13 protein-coding genes are annotated in these 14868 nt (G+C 64.9%); 10 read left to right on the top strand and 3 right to left on the bottom strand.

Going from position 1 to position 14868, the window contains the following annotated elements; genetic code table 11:
• Positions 1–44: 44 nt before the first annotated feature.
• On the top strand, positions 45–1937 hold the full coding sequence (gene parE, locus SPICUR_RS07225) for a DNA topoisomerase IV subunit B (protein ID WP_041382442.1): 1893 nt from the start codon (positions 45–47) through the stop codon (positions 1935–1937).
• Positions 1938–1962: 25 nt separating this feature from the next.
• Positions 1963–4215 carry a DNA topoisomerase IV subunit A gene (parC, locus tag SPICUR_RS07220; protein ID WP_023367573.1) on the top strand — a complete coding sequence of 751 codons (2253 nt, stop codon included), beginning with the start codon at positions 1963–1965 and terminating at the stop codon, positions 4213–4215.
• Between the two features lie 23 nt (positions 4216–4238).
• Here parC and epmB read toward each other — a convergent pair whose 3' ends face one another.
• Entirely contained in the window at positions 4239–5234 is a 996-nt protein-coding gene (gene epmB, locus SPICUR_RS07215) for an EF-P beta-lysylation protein EpmB (RefSeq protein ID WP_023367571.1), read from the bottom strand.
• An 80-nt stretch (positions 5235–5314) separates the two neighbouring features.
• Here epmB and efp point away from each other — a divergent pair, with 80 nt between their 5' ends.
• Positions 5315–5884, top strand: a complete 570-nt coding sequence (gene efp / locus SPICUR_RS07210; RefSeq protein WP_023367569.1) for an elongation factor P — start codon at positions 5315–5317, stop codon at positions 5882–5884.
• A 7-nt stretch (positions 5885–5891) separates the two neighbouring features.
• A complete protein-coding gene (gene epmA / locus SPICUR_RS07205) occupies positions 5892–6839 on the top strand; it encodes an EF-P lysine aminoacylase EpmA (RefSeq protein WP_023367567.1) in 948 nt (315 codons plus the stop codon).
• On the opposite strand, the gene asd is transcribed toward epmA, so the two are convergent.
• Together asd and SPICUR_RS07195 are read right to left on the bottom strand one after the other, a co-directional pair.
• On the bottom strand, positions 6798–7703 hold the full coding sequence (gene asd / locus SPICUR_RS07200; protein ID WP_023367565.1) for an archaetidylserine decarboxylase: 906 nt from the start codon (positions 7701–7703) through the stop codon (positions 6798–6800). The two genes, epmA and asd, sit on opposite strands and share 42 nt — an antisense overlap.
• A 6-nt stretch (positions 7704–7709) precedes the next feature.
• Positions 7710–8360, bottom strand: coding sequence for an SCO family protein (locus SPICUR_RS07195; RefSeq protein ID WP_041382441.1), 651 nt, complete (start codon positions 8358–8360; stop codon positions 7710–7712).
• 61 nt (positions 8361–8421) lie between these two features.
• Here SPICUR_RS07195 and prmB point away from each other — a divergent pair, with 61 nt between their 5' ends.
• The 6 genes from prmB (at position 8422) to leuB (ending at position 14855) form a co-directional block, all read left to right on the top strand.
• Positions 8422–9333 carry a 50S ribosomal protein L3 N(5)-glutamine methyltransferase gene (gene prmB, locus SPICUR_RS07190; protein ID WP_023367561.1) on the top strand — a complete coding sequence of 304 codons (912 nt, stop codon included), beginning with the start codon at positions 8422–8424 and terminating at the stop codon, positions 9331–9333.
• A 32-nt stretch (positions 9334–9365) separates the two neighbouring features.
• Entirely contained in the window at positions 9366–10469 is a 1104-nt protein-coding gene (gene aroC, locus SPICUR_RS07185; RefSeq protein ID WP_023367559.1) for a chorismate synthase, read from the top strand.
• A gap of 15 nt (positions 10470–10484) precedes the next feature.
• Entirely contained in the window at positions 10485–11648 is a 1164-nt protein-coding gene (locus SPICUR_RS07180) for an MFS transporter (protein ID WP_023367557.1), read from the top strand.
• Between the two features lie 64 nt (positions 11649–11712).
• On the top strand, positions 11713–13122 hold the full coding sequence (leuC, locus tag SPICUR_RS07175; RefSeq protein ID WP_041382440.1) for a 3-isopropylmalate dehydratase large subunit: 1410 nt from the start codon (positions 11713–11715) through the stop codon (positions 13120–13122).
• A gap of 3 nt (positions 13123–13125) precedes the next feature.
• The gene (gene leuD, locus SPICUR_RS07170) at positions 13126–13779 is read left to right on the top strand and encodes a 3-isopropylmalate dehydratase small subunit (protein WP_023367553.1); all 654 of its coding nucleotides are present in this window, start codon (positions 13126–13128) and stop codon (positions 13777–13779) included.
• Complete coding sequence (gene leuB / locus SPICUR_RS07165; RefSeq protein ID WP_023367551.1) at positions 13776–14855, top strand: 3-isopropylmalate dehydrogenase; 1080 nt, start codon at positions 13776–13778, stop codon at positions 14853–14855. The genes leuD and leuB overlap by 4 nt, the downstream gene beginning before the upstream one ends.
• The last annotated feature ends 13 nt before the right edge of the window (positions 14856–14868 follow it).

Genomic DNA, 14868 nt, shown 5'->3' with positions numbered 1-14868 from the left:
CGACGCACTCGCCCGATGGGGTGCCACCCGTTACACTCCCGGGCATGAATGAACGCTACGATTCCGCTGCGATCGAGGTCCTGACCGGCCTTGACCCGGTGCGCCGCCGCCCGGGGATGTATACCGACACCACCCGACCCAACCATCTGGCCCAGGAGGTTGTCGACAACAGTGTCGACGAGGCGATTGCCGGGCACTGCCAGCGTATTGACGTCACGCTGTACCGCGATGGTTCTCTGTCGGTGATCGACGACGGCCGCGGCATGCCCGTGGATATGCATCCCGATGAGGGGGCGCCCGGGGTGGAGATCATCCTCGGCCGGCTCCACGCCGGCGGCAAATTCTCACGCGAGAGCTATCAGTTTTCCGGCGGTCTGCATGGCGTTGGCGTTTCCGTTGTCAATGCCCTGTCGACGCGTCTCGAGGTGTCCATTCGTCGCGATGGCCGCGAGTGGCGGATGGCTTTCGCCAATGGCGAGAAGATCCAGCCACTCGAGGCAGTGGGTGAGGTCGGCCGCCGGAATACCGGTACCGAGCTTCACTTCTGGCCCAACGCCGAGTATTTCGACTCGGCGCGGTTCTCGCTGCCGCGTCTGCGCCATGTGCTGCGGGCCAAGGCAGTGCTCTGCCCGGGGCTTGCGGTACGGCTTGTCGAGGAGGCGAGTGGCGAGGAAACGCTGTGGCACTACGAGAAAGGGCTTGCGGATTACCTGGGCACAACGCTGGAGGGTGTCCCACGCATCCCCGAGGCCCCCTTTACCGGTGATTTCTCGGCCGACCACGAGGCGGTCGAATGGGCGGTCGCCTGGTTGCCCGAGCAGGGCGAGCCGGTGCAGGAGAGTTACGTCAACCTCATTCCCACGCTGCAGGGCGGGACACACGTCAACGGTCTGCGCTCCGGCCTGACCGAGGCGCTACGTGAGTTCTGCGAGTTCCGCAACCTGCTGCCACGAGGCGTTCGCATCGCCCCGGAGGACGTCTGGGAGCGCGTCACCTACGTGCTGTCGGTCAAGCTCGAGGAGCCGCAGTTCTCGGGGCAGACCAAGGAGCGGCTTTCATCCCGGGCCTGCGCCGGTTTCGTGTCCGGCGTGGTCAAGGATGCCTTCAGTCTCTGGCTCAACGAGCACACCACTGAGGCCGAGCGACTCGTCGAGCTGGTCCTTGCCAATGCCCAGCGCCGTCTACGGGCCTCGCGCAAGGTCACCCGCAAGCGGGTCACGCAGGGGCCGGCACTGCCGGGTAAGCTCGCGGACTGCAGCAACCAGGATCCCGGTATCAGTGAGCTCTTTCTGGTGGAGGGCGATTCCGCCGGCGGTTCGGCGAAACAGGCCCGTGACCGTGATTTCCAGGCAGTGATGCCGCTGCGTGGCAAGATCCTCAACACCTGGGAGGTCGATCCAGCCGAGGTCATGGCCTCGCAGGAGGTCCACGACATTGCCGTGGCGCTGGGGATCGAGCCCGGCTCGGACGATCTCACCCGGCTGCGATACGCCAAGGTCTGTGTCCTGGCCGATGCCGATCCCGATGGGGCGCATATCGCGACGCTGCTCTGTGCCCTGTTCCTGCGTCACTTCCCGGCGCTGGTGCGCTCGGGGCATGTGTTCATGGCGATGCCGCCGCTCTATCGTGTCGATGTCGGCAAACAGACCTGGTACGCGCTGGACGAGGACGAGCGCCAGGGCATCCTTGACCGGATCCAGGCGGAGAAGCTCAAGGGCAAAGTCGCGATCACCCGTTTCAAGGGGCTGGGCGAGATGAATCCCCTGCAGCTCCGCGAGACCACCATGGCGCCGGACACCCGGCGACTCGTCCAGCTCACGGTCGATGCCCCGGAGGAGACCGAGGCACTGATGGCGATGCTGCTTGGCAAGCGTGCCGCCGGCAAGCGGCGTGCCTGGCTGGAGCGCAACGGCGACCTTGCCGACGTGCTGGTATGAACCCGCGAAAGGATACTGACAGACGATGACCGAACCCACCCAGGCAGACGGATTCGAGCGGCGCCCGCTCCACGAGTTCACGGAGAAGGCATACCTCGACTACTCGATGTACGTCATTCTCGATCGGGCCCTGCCGCATGTGGGTGACGGCCTCAAGCCGGTCCAGCGGCGGATTGTCTACGCCATGTCCGAGCTTGGCCTGTCGGCTGTGTCGAAACACAAGAAGTCCGCGCGCACGGTTGGTGATGTGCTCGGCAAGTACCACCCGCACGGTGACTCGGCCTGTTATGAGGCCATGGTGTTGATGGCGCAGCCCTTCTCGTACCGGTACCCGCTGGTCGACGGTCAGGGCAACTGGGGATCAGCGGACGATCCGAAATCATTCGCAGCGATGCGCTATACCGAGGCGCGTCTGGCGCCCTATGCCCGGTTGCTGCTCCAGGAGCTGGGGCAGGGGACGGTGGAATGGCAGCCCAATTTCGACGGCACCCTCGACGAGCCGGTCACGCTGCCGGCACGCGTTCCCAACGTGCTGCTGAATGGCGGCACGGGCATCGCGGTGGGCATGGCAACCGATATCCCGCCGCACAACCTGCGCGAGGTCGCCTCGGCGTGCATTCGTCTGCTGGATGAGCCGGACGCTGATGTCGAGGCGCTCTGCGAGCACATCCAGGGCCCGGATTTCCCCACCGACGCCGAGATTATTACGCCTGCCGCTGAAATCCGGCGGCTCTACGAGACCGGCAATGGTGGCCTGCGGCTGCGGGCCCGCTGGGAGCGCGATGGTCGGGACGTCATCGTCACCGCGCTGCCCTTCCAGGTCTCCGGCAGTCGGGTGCTTGAGCAGATCGCCGCCCAGATGCAGGCCCGCAAGCTGCCCATGGTCGAGGACCTGCGGGATGAATCCGACCACGAGAACCCCACCCGTCTCGTTATCACCCTTCGCTCCAACCGGGTGGATGCCGGCGAGGTCATGCAGCATGTCTTCGCCACCACTGATCTGGAGAAGACCTATCGGGTCAATCTGAATGTCATCGGGCTGGATGGACGCCCCCGTGTGCGCAATCTCCGAGAGATGCTCAGTGAATGGCTTGAGTACCGCCGCGACACCGTCCGCCGTCGTCTGCAGTGGCGCCTGGAGAAGGTTGAGGCTCGCTTGCACGTGCTCGAGGGCCTGCTGATCGCCTATCTGAACATCGATGAAGTCATCGCGATCATTCGCGACGCGGATGAGCCCCGGCCAGCGCTGATGGAGCGTTTCGGGCTGACCGAGACCCAGGCCGAGGCGATACTGGAGCTGCGACTGCGCCATCTCGCCCGGCTCGAGGAGATGAAGATCCGGGGCGAGCAGGATGAGCTGGCGACTGAGCGCGACCAGCTCCAGGATACGCTGGCCTCAGAGGTCCGGATGACCCAGCTGATCCAGACCGAGCTCCAGGCCGATGCTGATCACTATGGTGATGAACGCCGCTCGGCTCTGGTGACCCGCAGCAGCGCCCGGGCGCTGAGTGAGAGCGAGCTGGTGCCGACTGAGCCGGTGACCGTTGTGCTCTCGCGCAAGGGCTGGGCGCGGACCGCCAAGGGACACGACGTCGATCCTGAAAAGCTTTCCTATCGCGCCAGCGACGGATTCGCCGCAGCGGCGACCGGTCGCAGCAATCAGCTTGCGGTGTTCCTCGATACGCACGGTCGCAGCTACAGCCTGCCCGCCCACTCTCTGCCATCGGCACGGGGTCAGGGCGAGCCCCTCACCGGCCGACTGCAGCCACCCGATGGGGCGTATTTCGTGCACGTCCTGTGTGCCGAGCCGGAAGAGGGGGTGCTGCTCGCATCCGACAGCGGCTATGGGTTCGTGACCCGGGTCAAGTCGCTGCAGGCGCGACAGAAAGCCGGTAAGGCCATTATCAATCGGCCCGCGGACAGCGAGATCCTCGCGCCGATCGTGTTGCCGGCCGCCGCCGATCGGGTGGCAGTGGCCACCAGTGCCGGCCGGCTACTCGTGTTCCCGCTCGCCCAGCTGCCTGAGCTCTCGCGCGGCAAGGGCAACAAACTGATCGACATCCCGGCCGCACGCCGGGATGAGAGCGGGGAGAAAGTGGTTGGGCTGTGCCCACTGCTGGCCGATCAGTCGCTGGTGGTCGGCGCGGGTAAGCGCACGCTCACCCTCAAGTCCGCCGATCTGGCTGCCTACGAGGGCGAGCGCGGTCGACGTGGCCGGGCGCTGCCGCGGGGTTTCCAGCGTGTTGACGGCCTTTCGCCACGCGCGCTGGTCTCGTGACCTGAACCGCAGCCATTCGCCGGTTACACCGCTGTCCACTCGATCGGGACCTTCCACGGTTCGCCGGCGACCTCGCGGACCAGGCGCGGCAGCATGTAACCGGGCGTGACTGCTGCCAGCGCCCGCATCAGTGCTCGGGCCTCGCCCTCGTTCACCTCGAAATGCGCCGCTCCGCGGACTCGATCCAGCAGGTGCAGGTAGTAGGGCTGCACGCCGATGTCGAACAGGCGTTCACTGAGGTTGATCAGAGTCTGCGCGTCGTTATTGACCCCCCGAAGCAGAACGGCCTGGTTATAGAGCCGTACGCCATCGCGAGTCAGCCGCTGCAGGGACTCGGCGACGCGCATGTCGAGTTCCTGCGCATGGTTGGCGTGGATGACCATCACCGGTGTCAGACGGGTGCCGGTCAGCCAGCCGATGAGTGACTCGTCGATCCGGCTGGGCAACACGACCGGCATGCGGCTGTGCACGCGGATCCGGCGCAGATGCGGGATCGAGACGAGCCCCTCGCTCAGCTCGCGAAGGCGTCGGTCATTGAGGCTGAGTGGATCACCCCCACTGAGGATGACTTCGCTGATCGATGGATCGTCGCGCAGGTAATCGAGTGCCTCCGCCCATTGTCCGCTGCTGGCGTTGGCGTCGGCATAAGGGAAGTGGCGCCGGAAGCAATAGCGGCAGTTGATGGCACAGGCGCCGGTGGCAATCAGCAGGGCCCGCCCCTGATATTTGTGGATGACGCCGCCGTTGGCGAGGCTCGCGTGGTCGCCGACCGGATCGTTGGCGAAACCCGGCGTATCGTCGGATTCCGCATCCACTGGCAGCACCTGCCGGAGCAGTGGGTCGGCGGCGTTGCCGGGCTCCATGCGTTCCAGAAAGGCCTCGGGGACGCGCAACTCGAATAGCTGGTCGGCGCGCCTTGCCGGTCCCAGCAGGGCGGTATCCAGTCCCAGCCGCTCGAGCAGGGTCGCGGGGTGGCGGATGGCGTTCTGCCACTCACGTTGCCAGGGCGCTCGGCTCATGTGTAATCCCTATGTCTTTTCCGTTAGCATGCAGCGCTGTTCGCCGTGCAGGACGCGGCAGTCAGCGCAATGGAGAACCAATGGCGACCTATAGCACCAATCAGTTCAAGTCGGGCCTGAAGCTACTGCTCGATGGCGAGCCCTATTCGATCGTCGAGAACGAATTCGTGAAGCCCGGCAAGGGGCAGGCATTTAACCGGGTGAAGGTGCGCAACCTCAAGACCGGCAAGGTGATCGATCGGACCTTCAAGTCGGGAGAGAGCGTTGAAGCCGCCGATGTGATGGAAACGGAGATGCAGTATCTCTATAACGACGGCGAATTCTATTACTTCATGGCGCCGGAGACATTCGAGCAGCATCCCGCCCCCAATGCGGCCGTGGGCAACAGCGGCAAATGGCTCAAGGAGCAGGATGTCTGTAACGTCACGCTCTATAACGGCGAGCCGTTGTCCGTCGAGCCGCCGCCGCATGTCACGCTCGCGGTCACCCAGACCGATCCGGGCATGAAGGGTGATACCAGCAGCGGTGGCAGCAAGCCGGCAACGCTCGAGACCGGTGCGGTGGTTCAGGTTCCACTGTTCATCCAGGAAGGCGAGGTCCTCAAGGTCGACACCCGGACCGGCGAATACGTCTCCCGCGCCAAGGACTGATGCGCCGGTGGCGTCCGGGGCGGACTGGTCACCGGTGGCAAGCGTTGCCGCTCTGCACCAGCGGGCGGAGTGGCTGGGTCAGCTGCGGCGCTTTTTCCATGACCGGGGGGTGATCGAGGTCGATACGCCGGTACTGGCTGCGGCCGGTGTCACCGATCCACAGGTCGAATGCCTTCAGGAATCGGCCACGGGGCGTTGGCTGCAGCCGTCGCCCGAATACGCCATGAAGCGCCTCCTCGCCGCCGGTGTCGGCGACTGCTATCAGATCACACCGGCCTTCCGCGCGGGTGAGCAGGGGCGTTGGCACAATCCCGAGTTCACCCTGCTTGAGTGGTATCGCGTCGGCTTCTCCGCCGACGCTCTGATGGACGAGATCGAGCAGCTGGCTGCGTGCATGCTCGGTGCCGGTGAAACCACGCGGCTGACCTATCAGTCGGCATTCGTGACTGCCGATCTGCCAGATCCACTGACGGCCAGTCGGTCGCGACTGGCGGCGGTCGCCGCCACCCTCCCCGCCGCCCGTCCCATGCCTGCGGCGCTCTCACGCCGGGATCTGCTCGACTGGTTATTCAGCCAGGTTGTCGCGCCGCAGCTGCCAGCGCGCTGTTTTATCACCCACTATCCAGCCGATCAGGCGGTGCTGGCACGACTCGATCCGGCGGATCCACGGGTGGCCGAGCGTTTCGAGCTGTTCGTAGAAGGCGTTGAGGTCGCCAATGGGTTCCACGAACTCACCGATGCCGCGGCGCAGCGCGATCGGTTCGAGACCGATCAGGCGGCGCGCCGGTCAGCGGGTCAGACCGTGATGGCGATCGACGAGCGGCTGCTGGCCGCCATGGAGACCGGTCTGCCGGATTGCGCCGGCGTGGCGATGGGATTGGATCGGTTGTTCGCGATCGCGATGGGTGCGGATTCACTCGCTGGCGTGATGGCTTTCCCCTGGACGCGTGCCTGAGGGCGAGGCCGCACCATCAAGGTGGCCCAGTGCCTCGCCCATGCGGATGGGCTGATCCTCAGCCAGTCCGTCCGCCCATTGCAGTCGCGCGTCGGCGAACAAAAGGATCACGGTCGAGCCCAGATTGAACCGGCCCATCTCCTCGCCGGCCTCAAGCGCTGGCGGGTCGTGCTGATAGTCCCAGTTGCGGATGCGGTGCCCGCGCGGAGGCGTTATTTCACCGGCCCAGATGGTCTCGATGCTGCCAACGCCGATCGCCCCCACCAGGACCATCGCCATTGCGCCCTGATCGGTGTCGAAAAGGCCGACAACGCGCTCGTTGCGGGCGAACAGTCGTGGTACGTGGCGGACCAGCGGGCGTGAAACGCCGAACAGCCGGCCTGGGATGTGGAGCATCCGCACCAGCGATCCGGCAAGCGGCATGTGCACCCGGTGGTAGTCCCGGGGCGAGAGATAAAGCGTCGCGAAGTGGCCATTCTGAAACGGCGCAGCCAGTTGGTCATCGCCGCCGAGCAGTTCGGTGACGCTGTAGTCCTGGCGCTTGGCCTGGATCAATCGCCCGTTGCTGACGCTGCCATGCTGACTGATCACTCCATCCACCGGGCTCACGATCGTGCCCCTGGTATCGGCAATCGGGCGTGCACCGGGTGCCAATGGCCGGGTGAAAAAGGCATTGAAGCTCACGTAAGCATTGCGCTCGCTGGCCGCGGCCTCGCCGCAGTCCACGCCATAGGCGCGCGTGAAAAGCCGGATGAGCAGGTTTTTCCATGGCCGCCAGCGCCAGCGTGCGAGGCCATGGATGACGCGCGATATCGCGTGCTGCGGAAGCAGTGTGACGAGGTAGCGGAAAAGCCTTGAGATCATGACATGTTATGCCGACGGAAACCGTTTGCGGATCTGGCGGAATTCCTTGGCCAGGACGTCGCGACCGTGGGGCGGCTGCCAGAGGGCCCGGAGCCGTCCCTGGGGATCGATCAGCAGAATGGCCGCGCTGTGATCGACCGCGTAGTCGCCGTCTTCGCCAGGCTCGTGGAGCGTGTAACTGATGCCGAGCGCTTCGGTCAGCCGATCGATTGCCGCACGCTCGCCGGTCACGCCGACGAAGTCGTCGTTGAAGTGCTCCACATAGGTTTTCATGGCGGCTGGCGTATCGCGCTGTGGATCGACGCTGACAAAGACCACGCCGGGAACCACCGCCGCCTGCGACTGCTTGAGCTGATCCAGGGCCCCGGCGAGTGTCGCCAGCGTCAGGGGGCAGACATCCGGGCAGTTCGTGAAGCCGAAGAACAGATACTGCCACTCACCCTTGAGGGATTCACGGGTCCAGTTTTCACCCTGATGGTCAGTCAGGGTGACCGCGGGCAACTCGCGGGCCTCTGGCAGTACGGTGCCCACGGCAACGCCGGTATCCTGGCCGGGTCCAATGGCGTTCTCCGGCCATAGAGCCGTGGCGGCCGCGGCCACGATGGCCATCACCACTGCCACCAGCGCGAAGAGTCGAAGGCCTGATCCAATCCTCATAAGCCCCATTATGCCATTCCCGGCGGCGTTCATGACCCGAAGAGCCTGATAAACTGATCCTATGAATGGTACGGCGACCGACGCACTGCGCACCCTGGGTGACTTCATCCGCTGGGCAGCCAGCCGCTTTCAGGCGGCGGGCCTGCATTATGGACATGGCACCGACAACGCGCTTGATGAGGCGGCGGCGCTGGTTCTGGGCTCGTTGCATCTACCGCCTGATCTGCATTCGGTGTACTTCAGTTGTGCATTGACCGCCGACGAGCGGGAGTTGCTGCTCGCGCGCATTGATCAGCGCGTCACGCACCGTCGTCCGGTGCCTTATATCCTTGGCGAGGCGTGGTTCTGCGGGCTCGCCTTCGGCGTCGATGAACAGGTATTGATTCCACGCTCACCCATCGCCGAGCTCATCGAGGCGGGGTTCGCGCCGTGGGTCGATCCCGGTCGGCTGACGCGTATCGCCGATGTCGGGACCGGCAGCGGCTGCATTGCGATCGCCGCGGCGCTGGCGCTGCCACACGCGGAGGTCGAGGCCCTCGACAATGCGCCACCGGCGCTGGCCTGGGCGAGTGAAAACGCGGTTCGTTACGGCGTCGCGGAACGGGTCCATGTACAGTCCTCGGATCTGCTCGATGCCCTCGCGCCGGAACCAGTGCTTGACCTGATTGTCAGCAATCCGCCCTATGTCGATGCAGAGGCGATGGCGGCGCTGCCGCCCGAGTATCGACATGAGCCGCGTGCGGCCCTCGCCGCCGGCGACGATGGCCTCGATGCGGTCCGGCGTCTGCTGCCGCAGGCCGCACAGCGGCTCACTGATCAGGGGATGCTGATCGCCGAGATCGGCCATGGCGTGGACGCCTTTGAGGCAGCCTTCCCCGGTCTGCCGGTCACCTGGCTCGAGTTCGAGCGGGGTGGACAGGGCGTTTTCGCCGTCGATGCCAGTACGTTGCGGAGCGCCTTCGCCGCCCGCTGATTGCCACCCTTTGATGGAGACGACTGACGGACATGTCCGGAAATACCTTTGGCCGACTGTTTACGGTCACCACATTCGGCGAGAGCCATGGCCCCGCTCTGGGGGCGGTAGTCGATGGTTGTCCGCCGGGTCTCGCGATCAACGAAGCCGATCTGCAGGGCGATCTCGACCGGCGTAAGCCGGGTACCTCCCGGCATACCTCGCAACGCCGCGAGGGCGACGAAGTCCGCATCCTGTCGGGCGTGTTCGAGGGTCAGACGACCGGAGCGCCGATCGGTCTGCTCATCGAGAACATGGATCAACGATCCAAGGATTACTCCAAGATCAGCGAGCTGTTCCGCCCCGGGCATGCCGACTACAGCTATTGGCAAAAGTACGGCACCCGGGACTACCGCGGCGGTGGCCGTTCGTCCGCCCGGGAAACGGCTGTTCGCGTCGCCGCTGGGGGCATCGCCCGTAAATACCTCCTCGAGCGACTCGGCATCGAGATCCGCGGCTGGCTGAGTCAGCTTGGTTCTATCGAGCTTGCGCTCGAGGACTGGGCGAGTGTCGATACCAACCCGTTTTTCTGTGGTCAGCCGGAACGTCTCCCCGAACTCGAGGCGTATATGGACGGGCTGCGTAAGTCAGGCGACTCCGTGGGCGCCTCAGTGGGTGTGATGGCCCGCAACGTCCCACCGGGACTGGGCGAGCCGGTGTTCGATCGGCTCGACGCGGATATCGCCCATGCGCTGATGAGTATCAATGCGGTTCGGGGTGTCGAAATCGGCGCGGGCTTTGAGAGCGCCGCGCAGAAGGGCACCGAGCATCGTGATGAGATCACCCCCGAGGGGTTTCTCTCCAATCATGCCGGCGGGACCCTCGGCGGTATCTCCACCGGTCAGGATGTGGTCGCCCGCATGGCCCTCAAACCGACATCGAGCATCCGTATTCCGGGGCGGTCGGTGGATATCCATGGTGATCCGCAGGAAGTCGTGACCACTGGACGCCACGACCCCTGCGTCGGGATTCGTGCGACGCCGATCGCCGAGGCGATGCTGGCGCTGGTGCTCATGGATCACTATCTGCGTCATCGTGGCCAGAACGCCGATGTCGATTCCGGCACGCCGGTGATCCCGGCCCGCGTCGACGACTGAGCGCGGGGTCTCGGCGTGGCGCTTCCCTATGTCCGTCTGTCGGCGTTCTACCTGGCATTCTTCGGGGTGCTGGGTGTGCTGTCGCCCTATTGGGGGCCGTATCTCAAGGCGCGGGGGTTTGAAGCGGCGGCGATCGGGACGCTCATCGCGCTGCTGCATGGCACCAAGATCATTGCACCGAATCTCTGGGCCTGGGTGGCGGATCACACCGGCCAGCGGATCGTGGTTATCCGGATGGCCTGCATGGCGGCACTGATCGTCTTCTCCGGGGTGCTCCTGCCCGGCGGCGGATTCGCCTGGATGGCGGTTGTGATGATCGGCTTCAGTTTCTTCTGGCACGCCGCGATGCCGCAGTTCGAAGCCAATACCATGAACCATCTTGTCGGTCAGACGCACCGCTATCCGCGCATCCGTGTGTGGGGGACGGTGGGCTTCATGGTATCGGTGCTGGCCGTGGGTGAGGGCATCGACCGGATTGGCGTGGAGATCGTGCCGTTGGTGCTGATGGGGCTGTTCACCCTCCTGGCACTGGTGAGTCTGACGGTCCCGCAGGCCGATGAGGGCGATCACTCCAGTGACGCGGGTGGGTTGCTGGCGGTGCTGCGGCAGCCGTCGGTTTTTGGTCTGCTGATCGCCTGTTTTCTACTGCAGGTCAGCCATGGTCCCTTCTTCGCGTTCTACAGCATCTATCTCCAGGAGTATGGCTATAGCGCAACGGCCATTGGTCTGCTCTGGGCCATCGCGCTGATCGCCGAAATCGCGGTATTCCTGCTGATGCCCCGTTGGCTGCCCCGTTTCGGTCCGCGTCGGCTGCTGACAATCGCCATGACGCTGGGTGTCGTGCGCTGGCTGCTGGTCGCGCGTTTCCCTGAGGTGGCCGCGACCCAGGGACTGGCCCAGCTGCTCCATGCCGCGACCTATGGTGTCTATCATGCGTCGGCGATTTCGCTGATCCATCGATATTTCACCGGTCGTCTGCAGGGCCGCGGCCAGGCGATCTACAGCAGCATGACCTTTGGCGCCGGCGTCGCGCTGGGGAGTTTTGTGGCGGGTAACCTCTGGGATACCGCCGGTGGCTCACAGACCTTCTACCTGGCGGCCGGGGTCGCCGCGCTGGCCGCGATGACCGCCGCTATCGTCGTGCCGGCCCGAGAGCGGTTGTATCCGGCGCGCGCTTAACCGGCGCGAGCGGGGGGCGTATACTGTCTTCAGAAATATCCGTATGGCCGCACGAGAGGATCTGATGGGCGGTAAAACCCTCTACGACAAACTCTGGGATGCCCACGTCGTCCGCGATAACGGCGACAGGACCGCATTGCTCTACATCGATCGGCAGCTGGTGCATGAGGTGACCTCGCCGCAGGCGTTCGAGGGCCTGCGGCTTGCCGACCGTCCCCTGTGGCGGGTCAATGCCAATCTCGCGGTGGTCGATCACAATGTTCCGACCACCGACCGCGCCAACGGTATCGCCGATCCGATCTCCGCGCTACAGGTCGAGACCCTCGGTCATAACTGCCGTGAATATGGCATCACCCAGTTCGGGCTGATGGATCGACGGCAGGGCATTGTGCATATCATCGGTCCCGAGCAGGGCGCGACGCAGCCCGGGATGACAGTGGTCTGTGGCGACTCGCATACCTCCACGCATGGTGCGCTGGGGGCGCTGGCGTTTGGTATCGGCACCTCTGAGGTCGAACATGCGCTGGCGACGCAGACCGTGGTGCAGGCGCGCTCGAAGCGCATGCTGATCCGTGTCGATGGCCGCCCGGGACCGGGTGTCACGGCCAAGGACATCATGCTCGCGATCATTGGCCGGATCGGCACTGCCGGCGGAACCGGCTACGCCGTGGAGTATGGCGGCGAGGCGATCCGATCCCTGCCTATGTCCGGGCGGATGACGATCTGCAACATGTCCATCGAGGCGGGTGCCCGCTGCGGTATGGTCGCGGTGGATGATACGACCATCGAATATCTCCGCGACCGTCCATATTCGCCGAAAGGCGAGATGTGGGATCAGGCCGAGGCGTACTGGCGAACGCTGGTGAGTGACGATGACGCCGAATTCGATCGGGTCGTCACGCTGGATGCCTCGGAGATCAAGCCGCAGGTCTCCTGGGGAACATCACCGGAGATGGTCGTTCCGGTGGATGGAGTGGTGCCCGATCCAACGGCGGAATCCGATGAGACGCGGCGTGCCGGCATGGAACGGGCGCTGGAGTATATGGGGCTGACCGCCGGTACACCGATCCGCGAGATCCGACCGGAGAAGATCTTCATCGGCTCCTGTACGAATGCCCGCATCGAGGATCTTCGGGCGGCGGCCCGTATCCTGCGCGGCAAACGCCTGGCGCGGGGGATCCGCGAGGCGATGGTCGTCCCGGGATCGGGGCTGGTGAAGTGGCAGGCCGAACAGGAAGGGCTGGACCAGGTGTTCAAGGCGGCCGGGTTTGAATGGCGTGACGCCGGCTGCTCGATGTGCCTGGGCATGAATCCCGATCGGCTCAGCCCCGGCGAGCGCTGTGCCTCGACCTCGAACCGGAACTTCGAGGGGCGCCAGGGTGGCGGCGGCCGCACCCATCTGGTGAGCCCCGAAATGGCGGCGGCAGTGGCCGTTGCCGGGCATTTTGTCGACGTCAGAGAGCTGGAGCAGTAGGCGATGGAACCACTCACCCGAGTCAACGGCCGGGTCGCGCCACTCGACCGGTCCAATGTCGATACCGACGCGATCATTCCCAAGCAGTTCCTGAAGTCGATCCACCGGACGGGGTTCGGCCCGAACCTGTTTGATGAGTGGCGCTATCTCGATGAGGGGCAACCGGGGCAGGAGTGTAGTGAGCGCCCGCTCAACCGCGATTTTGTACTCAATCAGTCCCGCTATAAGGACGCCAGCATCCTGCTGACCCGCGCCAACTTTGGCTGCGGTTCATCGCGGGAGCACGCGCCCTGGGCACTGGCGGACTTCGGTTTTCGTGTGCTGATCGCGCCGAGTTTTGCCGATATCTTCTACAACAACTGCTCGAAGAACGGGATATTGCCGCTGACGCTGCCGGCCGAGACGGTCCAGGCGCTGTTTGAGGCTACCTGGGCGCAGCCGGGGTACGCGCTCACGGTCGATCTGCCATCGCAGTCGGTGACAACGCCGGATGGCACCCGGTATGCGTTCGAGATCGATCCCCACCGCAAACACATGCTGGTGGAAGGACTCGACGAGATTGGAGTCACCCTCGAGCACGCCGACGAGATCCGTGCCTACGAGCAGCGTCAGCGCCAGGTCACGCCCTGGTTGTTCAGCGACGTGGAACCGACATGACCCACCGGATCCTGATGCTGCCCGGCGATCACATCGGCCCCGAGATCGTGGCCGAGGCGGATCGACTCCTCCAGGCCCTGATCGATGATTACGGTCTGGACGCCACGCTCGAGTATGCCCACCTGGGGGGGTGTGCGGTGGACGCGGAAGGCGAGCCGTTCCCGGCTTCCACCCGCCGTCTCGCCGAGGCCGCGGATGCGATCCTGCTGGGCGCCGTCGGCGGTCCCCAGTGGGACGGACTGCCACGGGACAAACGCCCGGAGACGGGGTTGCTCAATATCCGCTCGGCGCTGGGCCTGTTCGCCAATCTGCGACCGGCGATACTGTTCCCTGAGCTGGTGGATGCCTCATCCCTGCGACCGGATGTCGTGGCCGGCCTTGATATCCTCATCTTCCGCGAGCTCACGGGGGGGATCTATTTCGGTCAGCCACGCGGACTGCGGACCCGCGACGATGGCATCCGCGAGGGCTTTAATACCCTGGTCTATGGGGCCGATGAGATTGAACGCATCGGCCGGGCCGCTTTTCAGGCGGCGTCGCGGCGCGGCGGACGGCTATGCTCGGTGGACAAGGCCAACGTGCTCGAGTCGAGTGAGCTCTGGCGCGAGGTGATGACATCCATCGCGCCGGATTATCCCGATGTCGAGCTCAGTCACCTCTACGTTGACAATGCCGCGATGCAGCTGGTGCGTGATCCGAAACAGTTCGATGTCATTGTCACCGGCAATCTTTTCGGTGATGTGCTCTCGGATTGTGCGGCGATGCTGACCGGCTCAATCGGTATGCTGCCATCCGCCTCGCTCGATGCCGGGGGGCGGGGGCTCTACGAGCCGGTTCACGGATCGGCCCCGGATATCGCCGGTCAGGGAGTCGCCAATCCGCTGGCGACGCTGCTGTCCGTTGCCATGCTCCTTCGCTACAGCCTCGACGAGGGCGCGCTCGCCGATCGTGTCGAGCGGGCGGTCGGGCGCGTGCTTGCCGCGGGGCGGCGCAGCCCCGATCTGGCGGCTGATCCGGCCCAGGCGCTCGGGACCCGGGCGATGGGCGACGCGGTCGTCAACGCGCTTGATCGCTAGCGACTCATTCGAT

The organism is Spiribacter curvatus, from assembly GCF_000485905.1.
In the GTDB taxonomy this organism is placed as follows: domain Bacteria; phylum Pseudomonadota; class Gammaproteobacteria; order Nitrococcales; family Nitrococcaceae; genus Spiribacter; species Spiribacter curvatus.
The sequence above is the reverse complement of the archived record's forward strand: the minus strand, read 5'-3'. Positions and strand labels throughout refer to the sequence as shown.